The organism is Lentzea kentuckyensis (genome assembly GCF_002150765.1).
In the GTDB taxonomy this organism is placed as follows: domain Bacteria; phylum Actinomycetota; class Actinomycetes; order Mycobacteriales; family Pseudonocardiaceae; genus Lentzea; species Lentzea kentuckyensis.
This window is the reverse complement of the sequence record NZ_MUYM01000048.1, coordinates 110,121-118,097: the sequence shown is the minus strand read 5'-3', so window position 1 is coordinate 118,097 and position 7,977 is coordinate 110,121. Positions and strand designations below refer to the sequence as shown.

Below are 7,977 nucleotides of genomic sequence, written 5' to 3'. Positions count from 1 at the left end.
GTAGTTAGCGATGATGATCGGCTGGGCCTGCGCCCTGCGCAGACCGGCCATGAACGCGTCGAAGTCGGTATTCGGCGACACGTAGCCGCCGGGGGCCGTATGGTCCTTCCAGTGGTAGATGTAGGAGTAGGAGCGGCCGGGGTAGCGCATCATCCGCACCCCGGCGTCGCCGAGCAGGTCGTTCACCGCGTTGGTGCCGAGCTGGCTGTCCCAGATCGCGTGGTTGACGCCGATCGCGGTGTCCGGCACCGTCGCGAGCCCCGCTCGGGCGTTGATCACGACGGTGGCGTCCGGTGCGCCGGACGCGGTGATCGACACCGCGGGCAGGCAGGCCGCGACGAGCGCGGTCACCACGAGAAGTCTTCGGCTCGCCATGCGCATCACGTCCTAGTCAGGAGTCTGGGAGCGCTCCCAGAATCCTGACTGGCTCACCGGTGGTCAATGGACAACTGGTCCGGGCCCGATTTCGAGAGTCGAATCGAATCGAACGCGAGTCGTCACTTGGCGGCCTTCTGCGCCCCCTGCACGGCGGTCCGCCAAGCCTCGTCGGGGTTCTTGCCCTGTTCGACGGACTGCAGCGCCGGGGCGAACACGTTCTCCTGGAGCTGTCCGTCGGCCGGCCCCTTGTACTGCGCGGCCTTGACCTTCTGCGCCTGTGCGGCGAACAGCGCCCCCGCCTTGACGTCCCCGAAGTAGGTGTTGACCTGCTCCAGCAGCGCCCGGTTCTCCAGCGCGTCGACCTGGCTCGGGAACGTGCCCCTGGCCTGGAACGCCTTGATCTGCTGCGCCGGCGCGGTCAGCCAGGCCGCGAGCGCGGCGGCCTTGTCGGCGTTGCGGCTCTGCTTCGGCACAGTCAGGTAGGAGCCGCCCCAGTTGCCGCCGCCGTTCGGGAACGCGTCGGTCACGGCCCACTTGCCCGCGTTCTCCGGCCCCGCCTGGGTCTCGATGACGCCGAGCATCCACGACGGGCACGTCTTGGTGGCGAACCTGCCGAGCTTGAAGCCGGTGTTCCACTCGTTGCTGAACGCGACCAGCTTCGCCGACTGTCCCTTCGCCACGGCGTTCGTCACGGCGGTCCAGTCGCTCCTGATGTCCTGATTGGACTCGACGACGAGCTGGTCGGACCGGTCGAAGTAGCCGAGGTCGTGCTGGTTGTGCATGGCGTTGAAGATCTGTGCCGCGCCGTCGAACCACGCGACGCCGGAAACCTTGGCGACGAACTGGTCGCCGGCCGCGAAGTAGCTGTCCCACGTGGCGAACAGTCGCTTGACCTCCTCGGGGTCGGACGGCAGCCCGGCGCTCGCGAACAGGTCCTTGCGGTAGCACATGGCCAGCGGCCCGATGTCCGTGCCGTAGCCGATGAGTCTTCGGTCCTTGGTGGTCGCGGCGTCGGCCTTCCAGGTCAGCCAGCGGTCGGGCGTGACGTCCTTCGGACCGATCTCCTTGAGATCGTTGAACTGGCCGGACTTGGCCATGACCTGGCTCAGGTAACCCTCTTCGACCGCCTCGACGTCGGCGAGTCCCGATCCGGCGCCCAGCTTGGTGAAGAGGTTCTGGTGGTGCGGCGCGCCCTGGCCCGTCTTGCGTTGGGTGATCTTGACGTCCGGGTGGGCGGCTTCATATTCCTTGATCAACTCGTCATAGCCGAACTCGTTGAACGTGGCGATGGTCAGTTCGGTCCTGCCATCGGCTGCTTTGCCTGCACCGCAGGCGGTCACGGCGATCGTGGAGGCGACGGCGCAGACCAGCGCGGTGATCTGGCGGCGACGGAAACGCACCTGAGAACTCCTCTGGTCTCGGTGGAAGATTCTGGGAGCGCTCCCAGAAAATGGCGAGTCTGGAGTCGTGATCTAGAGGTGTCAAGCGGTTAGACCGTGGGTGACCAACCGACCACGGAGAGGTAGAGACGCCGGGGTGGTCGGCGGTGGTCAAGGAAAAACTTGGCCGACATGTGCCACACCGACAATCTTGACCGGCCGAAAAACGGCTCGTTAGTTTGATTGTCCTCAAGTCGAATTCCCTGATGGCACAACGGTTGCCGGGGCCTCGGAGGACTCAATGGTGATGACGGCGCCGGCTGCGGCACTGCTGTCGGTCCAGGGGTTGGTGAAGCGTTTTCCCGGCGTGACGGCCCTGCAGGGGGTGGACTTCGAGGTCCGTGCGGGCGAGGTGCACTGCCTGCTCGGGCAGAACGGCGCGGGCAAGTCGACGCTGATCAAGGTGCTGTCCGGCGCGCACCGTCCCGACGAGGGTGAGATCCGCTGGCGGGGCGAGGTCGTGTCGTTCGGCAACCCGACCGCTGCGATGCGCAGCGGGGTGGCCGCCATCTACCAGGAGCTGGATCTGGTGGCGGGTTTGTCGGTGGCCGACAACGTGTTCCTCGGTCACGAACTGTCCACAATGGGCTTCAGCAAACGGGCGGAGGCACGCCGCAGGACCCGCGCGCTGCTCGACCGGCTGGGGCACCGGGACATCTCGCCCGACCGCGACGTCGGCCGGTTGTCCGTGGCCCACCAGCAGGTCGTCAGCATGGCGCGGGCGCTGTCGCTGGACGGCCAGCTGCTGATCATGGACGAGCCGTCGGCCGTGCTGGACCCGGACGAGGTGCGGGTCCTGTTCGGGATCATCAGGGAGCTCACCGCCCAGGGGGTGGCGGTGATCTACATCTCGCATCGGCTGGCGGAGATCAGGGAGATCGGCGACCGGGTGACCGTCCTCAAGGACGGGCGCACCGTCGCGACGGGCCTGCCCGCACGTGAGGTGAAGACCTCGGAGCTGATCGGGTTGATGACCGGGCGCGTGCTGGACAACGTGTTCCCGCAACGGAATCCGGTCGACCCCGCCGCCGCGGAGGTGCTGGTGGTGCGCGGACTGGCCGACGGCGACCGCTTCGCCGGCGTGGACCTCACCGTCCGCGCCGGTGAGGTGGTCGGGCTCGCGGGCCTCGTCGGATCGGGCCGCTCGGAGATCCTGGAAACCGTCTACGGCGCCCGGAAATCGGCAGAGGGCACCGTCGAGGTCGACGGCAGGAGGCTGCGGCGGGGAAGCGTCGGCGCGGCCGTGCGCGCGGGGATGGGGTTGTGCCCGGAGGAGCGCAAGAGCCAGGGACTGCTGCTGGACCAGGCCGTGTACCGCAACATCACCGTCTCGTCGATGTCGTCGTTCGCCCGGTTCGGGTTCCTGGACGACCGCGCCGAACGCGCCCGCTCGACGAAGCTCACCGAGGCGCTGGACGTCCGGCCGGCCGGCGTCGACCGCGTGGTGCGCGGCCTGTCCGGCGGCAACCAGCAGAAGGTCGTGCTCGCGCGGTGGCTGCTGCGGGAGTGCCGGGTGCTGCTGCTGGACGAACCCACCCGCGGCGTGGACGTGGGCGCCCGCAGCGAGATCTACGAGCTCATCCGCGAACTGGCGGACTCCGGTGTCGCCGTGGTCGTCGTGTCCAGCGACGTCGAGGAGGTCCTGGGCCTGGCCGACCGGGTCCTGGTGGTGCGCGAGGGCCGCGTGGTCCACGACGGTCCGGCCGACGAGATCGACGAGTCCCGGGTTCTCGACCTGGTCATGGAAGGACACGCAGCATGAGCGAGGACACCGCCGCCGTGGCCGCGCAACCGAGAACTCCGGTCGTGCGGCAGTCCGGCGTCTCCGGCCTGCTCGGCTCCGCGGCCGGGCGCAACACCGGTCTCGTCGTCGCGCTGATCCTGTTGTGCGTCGGCGGTGTGGTCACCGCGGGCGACCGGTTCGCCGACGTCGACAACCTCCTCACCATCCTGCGGCTCGCGGCGGTGATCGGCGTCGTGAGCGTCGGCATGACGTTCGTGATCACCGGCGGCGGGATCGACCTGTCGGTGGGCGCGATCGTCGCGCTGTCCTCGGTGTGGGCCACCACCCTCGCCACCCAGGGGATCGCCAACGACACGCACTGGATCGTCATCGTGTTCACCGCGCTGGTGGTGGGCGGGGCGTGCGGGCTGATCAACGGAATGCTGATCGCCTACGGACGGGTCGTGGCGTTCATCGCGACCCTGGCGAGCCTCGCCGCCGCCCGCGGTCTCGCCGAGATCATCTCCAACCGCAAGACGCAGATCGTGAACGTGCCGGGCTTCGCCGCGTTCTTCGACGCATCGGTGCTGGGGGTACCGGTGCTCGTGGTGATCTTCGCGGTGGTCGCCGCCGCCGGGTGGGTGCTGCTCAACCGCACCACGTTCGGGCGCCGGACGTTCGCCGTCGGCGGCAACCCGGAGGCGGCGCGGCTGGCCGGCATCGACGTGCGGCGGCACACCGTCATGCTCTACACGCTGCTCGGCCTGTGCTGCGGGCTGGCCGCCGTCATGCTGATCGCCCGCACCACGACCGGCAGCGCCACCCACGGCGGCCTGTACGAGCTCGACGCGATCGCCGCGGTCGTGATCGGCGGCACGCTGCTGTCCGGCGGCCGCGGCACGATCGCGGGCACCGTCTTCGGCGTCCTGATCTTCACCACGCTGTCGAACGTCTTCACGCTCAACAACCTCTCCATCTCCGCCCAGGCCGTGGCGAAGGGCGCGATCATCGTGGTCGCCGTCCTCCTTCAGCAGCGGCTGGCCAGACGCAGCGGCGCCTGACGCCGCCATTCACGACCGCTGCCACCCGAGGAGAACCCATGCCGCTCAAGAGAATCGCCGTCTTCGCCGCCTTAACGCTCGCGCTCACCGCGTGCACGGGCAACACGCCGCAGAACCAGGGCGGCGGCAACCAGGGCGGCGGTGTGAAGGTCGCCAACGACGAACCGGGCAAGAAGGTCGTCATCGGCTTCTCCGCACCGGCCGCGGACCACGGCTGGATGGCCGCGATCACCAACGCCGCCAAGGCGGAGGCTGGCAAGTACTCCGACGTGGAGTTGCGCGTCGTCGAGGGCACCAACGACGTCAACCTGCAGATCAGCCAGGTCGAGACCTTCATCAACGACAAGGTGGACGCGATCGTCCTGCTGCCGTTCGACGGCGCGGCGCTCACCCCGGTCGCGCTCAAGGCGATGAAGGCCGGCATCACCGTGATCAACGTGGACCGCCAGTTCGACAGCCCGTTCGCCGCGCGGTCCACCGTGCTGGGCGACAACCACGGCATGGGCGTCTCCGCCGGCAACTACGTCTGCGAGCGGTTGAAGGGCAAGACGGGCGCCGTGGTCGCGGAGATCGCCGGCATCGACTCGCTGCCGCTGACCCAGGACCGCAGCAGGGGCTTCGCGCAGGCACTGCAGAGCTGCGGGCTGAAGGTCGGCAACCGCGTGGCGGCCGAGTTCACCGTGGAGAGCGGCGAGAGGGCCGCCGCGAACCTGCTGCAGGCCGCACCCAAGATCGACGCCATCTGGAACCACGACGACGACCAGGGCGTCGGTGTCGCCGCCGCCATCAAGAACTCCGGCCGCAGCGAGTTCTTCATGGTCGGTGGCGCGGGATCGGCCAACGTGATGCGGGAGATCAAGGCGGACAACGGTCCGCACAAGGCGACCGTCATCTACCCGTCCACCCAGGGCGCCGACGGCATCCGGCTCGCGCGGCTCGCGGTGCAGAACAAGAGCCTCGGCGACCTCGTCGAGGTGGAGGTCCCGCGTCAGGTCCAGCTCTACGCGCCGGTCGTGACGAAGGACAACGTCGACCGCTACCTGCCGACCGCCTTCGAGTCCTAGGAGAACTGGCCATGAACGGCGCTTTTGTGGACCTGAGGTCCACAAAAGCGCCGTTCATGGCCAGCGATAGCCGGGACAGGACTTCTGGTCAGCTGCTTAGGAGAACGCAACGTGACTGAACTTGGCATCGCGATGATCGGCCACGCCTTCATGGGAGCCGCGCACTCCCAGGCGTGGCGGGTCGCGCCGCACTTCTTCGACCTGCCGGTGCGGCCGGTGATGTCCGTGCTGGCCGGCCGGGACGCCGACCGCACCGCGGCCGCGGCCGAACGGCTGGGCTGGGTCGAGGCTGTGACCGACTGGAAGTCCGTGCTGGACCGTGACGACGTGCACGTGGTGGACATCTGCACGCCGGGTGACACGCACGCCGAGATCGCGGTCGCCGCCCTGGACGCGGGCAAGCACGTGCTGTGCGAGAAGCCGATGGCCAACAGTGTCGCCGAAGCGGTCGTCATGGCGGAGGCCGCCGAACGCGCCGCCCGGCGTGGTGTGCGCGCGATGGTGGGGTTCAGCTACCGGCGAGTGCCTGCCCTGGGCCTGGCCCGGGATCTGGTCGCCCAGGGCAGGCTGGGACGGATCCACCACGTGCGGGCCCAGTACCTCCAGGACTGGATCGTCGACCCGGCCGCGCCGCTGTCCTGGCGGCTGGACAAGGAGAAGGCGGGCTCGGGCGCACTGGGTGACATCGGCGCGCACATCGTCGACGCCACCCAGTTCATCCTCGGCGAGACGATCAGCGAGGTGATGGGGACGCTGGTGACGTTCGTGCCGGAGCGTCCGATGGCCTCCGCGCACTCCGGTCTGTCCGGTACCGCCGCCGCCGGACAGACCGGTCCTGTCACCGTCGACGACGCCGCGTTGTTCCTGGCGCGCTTCGACGGCGGCGCGCTCGGGTCGTTCGAGGCCACGCGGTTCGCCAACGGCCGCAAGAACGCGCTGCGCATCGAGATCAACGGCTCGGCGGGCAGCCTGGCCTTCGACTTCGAGGACATGAACGTGCTGCACTTCTTCGACGGCACCGAGGACTCCTCCGTCGCGGGGTTCCGCCGGATCGTGGTGACCGAGCCGGCACATCCGTACGTGGCCGCCTGGTGGCCCGCCGGGCACGGTCTGGGCTACGAGCACGCGTTCACCCACCAGGCCGTCGACTTCGTGCGGGCCGTGGCCGCGGGCACCGACCCGGCGCCGTCGTTCGCCGACGGGCTCCAGGTGCAGCGCGTCCTCGCCGCCGTCGAAGCGAGCGCGGCTTCCCGTACGTGGCACCAGGTTTAGGGAGGAGACCGAGATGGCACGCCCGATCACGTTGTTCACCGGCCAGTGGGCCGACCTGCCGTTCGAGGAGGTCGCCCGGCTGGCCTCCGGCTGGGGCTACGACGGCCTGGAGATCGCCTGCTGGGGCGACCACCTCGACCCGTGGCGGGCCGCGGAGGACGACGACTACGTCGCGGACCGGCTCGCGATCCTCGCCAAGCACGACCTGAAGGTGTGGGCGATCTCCAACCACCTCACCGGTCAGGCCGTCTGCGACGACCCGATCGACGAGCGGCACCAGGGGATTCTCTCGGCCCGCAACTGGGGTGACGGGGACCCCGAGGGCGTGCGGCGGAGGGCGGCGGAGGAGATGAAGGCGACCGCGCGGGCCGCGGCCAGGCTCGGCGTCGGCACCGTCGTGGGGTTCACCGGCTCGTCGATCTGGAAGACCGTCGCGATGTTCCCGCCGGCACCTCAGTCGATGATCGACGCGGGCTACCAGGACTTCGCCGACCGCTGGAACCCGATCCTGGACGTGTTCGACGAGGTCGGCGTCCGGTTCGCGCACGAGGTTCACCCGTCCGAGATCGCCTACGACTACTGGACGACCGTGCGCGCGCTGGAGGCGATCGGGCACCGGCCGGCGTTCGGCCTCAACTGGGACCCGTCGCACTTCGTCTGGCAGGACCTCGACCCGGTCGGGTTCATGTGGGACTTCCGCGACCGGATCTACCACGTCGACTGCAAGGACGCCCGGCGTCAGGTCGGCAACGGCCGCAACGGGCGGCTCGGCTCGCACCTGCCGTGGGCGGACCCGCGGCGCGGCTGGGACTTCGTCTCCACCGGACGCGGTGACGTGCCGTGGGAGCAGTCGTTCCGGATGCTCAACACCATCGGCTACGCCGGGCCGATCAGCGTCGAGTGGGAGGACGCCGGGATGGACCGGCTCGTCGGCGCGCCCGAGGCGCTGGAGTTCATCCGCCGCAACGCCTTCGACCCGCCGTCGGCCTCGTTCGACGCCGCGTTCAGCTCTGGCGGGTGACACGCCGTCTTTTCGTGCC

General features: G+C 69.2%; 6 protein-coding genes and 1 pseudogene. 5 read left to right on the top strand and 2 right to left on the bottom strand.

The annotated features are described in order from the left end of the window. Together B0F77_RS22850 and B0F77_RS22845 are read right to left on the bottom strand one after the other, a co-directional pair. Nucleotides 1-375, bottom strand: a pseudogene (locus tag B0F77_RS22850) (alpha-L-arabinofuranosidase); the annotation flags it as partial. A 122-nt stretch (nucleotides 376-497) separates the two neighbouring features. Next, nucleotides 498-1,778, bottom strand: a complete 1,281-nt coding sequence (locus B0F77_RS22845; RefSeq protein WP_086664990.1) for an ABC transporter substrate-binding protein — start codon at nucleotides 1,776-1,778, stop codon at nucleotides 498-500. Nucleotides 1,779-2,064: 286 nt separating this feature from the next. On the opposite strand from B0F77_RS22845, the gene B0F77_RS22840 reads away from it, so the two are divergent. The 5 genes from B0F77_RS22840 (at nucleotide 2,065) to B0F77_RS22820 (ending at nucleotide 7,958) form a co-directional block, all read left to right on the top strand. Further along, nucleotides 2,065-3,579 (top strand): sugar ABC transporter ATP-binding protein, encoded by a 1,515-nt coding sequence (locus tag B0F77_RS22840; RefSeq protein ID WP_211293939.1) that lies wholly within the window; start codon nucleotides 2,065-2,067, stop codon nucleotides 3,577-3,579. Beyond that, nucleotides 3,576-4,601: an ABC transporter permease gene (locus tag B0F77_RS22835; protein WP_086664988.1), complete on the top strand. Its 1,026-nt coding sequence runs from the start codon at nucleotides 3,576-3,578 to the stop codon at nucleotides 4,599-4,601. The genes B0F77_RS22840 and B0F77_RS22835 overlap by 4 nt, the downstream gene beginning before the upstream one ends. 38 nt (nucleotides 4,602-4,639) lie before the next feature. Then, nucleotides 4,640-5,665, top strand: coding sequence for a substrate-binding domain-containing protein (locus tag B0F77_RS22830; RefSeq protein WP_086664987.1), 1,026 nt, complete (start codon nucleotides 4,640-4,642; stop codon nucleotides 5,663-5,665). Nucleotides 5,666-5,797: 132 nt separating this feature from the next. After that, the gene (locus tag B0F77_RS22825; protein WP_211293940.1) at nucleotides 5,798-6,937 is read left to right on the top strand and encodes a Gfo/Idh/MocA family protein; all 1,140 of its coding nucleotides are present in this window, start codon (nucleotides 5,798-5,800) and stop codon (nucleotides 6,935-6,937) included. 13 nt (nucleotides 6,938-6,950) lie between these two features. Continuing rightward, nucleotides 6,951-7,958 carry a sugar phosphate isomerase/epimerase family protein gene (locus B0F77_RS22820; protein ID WP_086664985.1) on the top strand — a complete coding sequence of 336 codons (1,008 nt, stop codon included), beginning with the start codon at nucleotides 6,951-6,953 and terminating at the stop codon, nucleotides 7,956-7,958. Nucleotides 7,959-7,977: the final 19 nt, after the last annotated feature.